This is a genomic window from Acidithiobacillus sulfurivorans (assembly GCF_018853815.1).
GTDB classification, from domain to species: Bacteria; Pseudomonadota; Gammaproteobacteria; order Acidithiobacillales; family Acidithiobacillaceae; genus Acidithiobacillus; species Acidithiobacillus sulfurivorans.
The window spans coordinates 1-1,182 of the sequence record NZ_JAAOMP010000011.1; the positions used below are offsets into that span (position 1 = coordinate 1).

Sequence of the window (1,182 nt, forward strand, 5' to 3'; positions counted from 1 at the left end):
GATGTCCAAAGGGAAATTTGAGCGGACGAAGCCGCATGTAAACGTGGGAACGATTGGTCACGTGGACCATGGGAAGACCACATTAACGGCGGCGCTGACGAAGGTGCTGTCGACGAAGTTTGGTGGAGAAGTACGGGCCTATGATCAGATAGACAATGCGCCGGAAGAACGGGCGCGTGGCATCACGATCGCGACCTCGCACGTGGAGTATGAGACGGCAGCGCGTCACTATGCGCACGTGGACTGCCCCGGACACGCCGACTACGTCAAGAACATGATCACCGGAGCGGCGCAGATGGATGGCGCCATTCTGGTCTGTTCGGCAGCGGACGGCCCCATGCCGCAGACGCGTGAACACATTCTGTTGGCCCGTCAGGTGGGTGTTCCTTACATCGTCGTGTTCCTGAACAAGGCCGACATGGTGGATGACGCCGAACTGCTTGAGCTGGTCGAAATGGAAGTCCGTGAACTGCTGTCCAAGTATGATTTCCCGGGAGACGATATTCCGGTGATCATTGGATCAGCCCTGAAGGCCCTGGAAGGGGATCAGAGCGACATCGGCGAACCCGCCATCTTCAAACTGGCAGACGCGCTGGACAGCTACATACCGCTGCCGGAGCGTCCGGTCGACAAGCCCTTCCTGATGCCGATCGAAGACGTCTTCTCGATTTCCGGACGTGGCACCGTGGTCACCGGCCGTATTGAACGCGGTATTGTCAAGGTTGGTGATGAAATTGAAATCATCGGCATCCGCGACACTGCCAAAAGCATTGTCACCGGTGTGGAAATGTTCCGGAAGATTCTGGATCAGGGTCAGGCTGGCGACAACGTCGGAGTGTTGCTGCGTGGCACCAAGAAAGACGACGTGGAGCGTGGTCAGGTACTGGCCAAGCCCGGCAGCATCAAGCCGCACACCCGTTTTGAAGCGGAAGTGTATGTCCTGTCGAAAGAAGAAGGCGGACGTCACACCCCGTTTTTCAATGGTTACCGTCCGCAGTTTTACTTCCGGACCACGGACGTAACGGGTGCTGTGGAATTGCCGGAAGGCGTGGAGATGGTGATGCCAGGCGACAATGTGTTGTTTAAGGTTGCCCTGATTGCCCCGATTGCGATGGAAGAAGGTTTGCGCTTTGCGGTGCGTGAAGGCGGCCGTACGGTGGGTGCCGGCGTCGTTTCCAAGGT

The 1,182-nt window shown here is 57.5% G+C and carries 1 protein-coding gene; it reads left to right on the plus strand.

The window, feature by feature from the left end:
- Positions 1 to 1,182 (plus strand): elongation factor Tu (gene tuf / locus HAP95_RS00260; protein ID WP_215882467.1); only part of this gene is annotated, 1,182 nt, incomplete at both ends.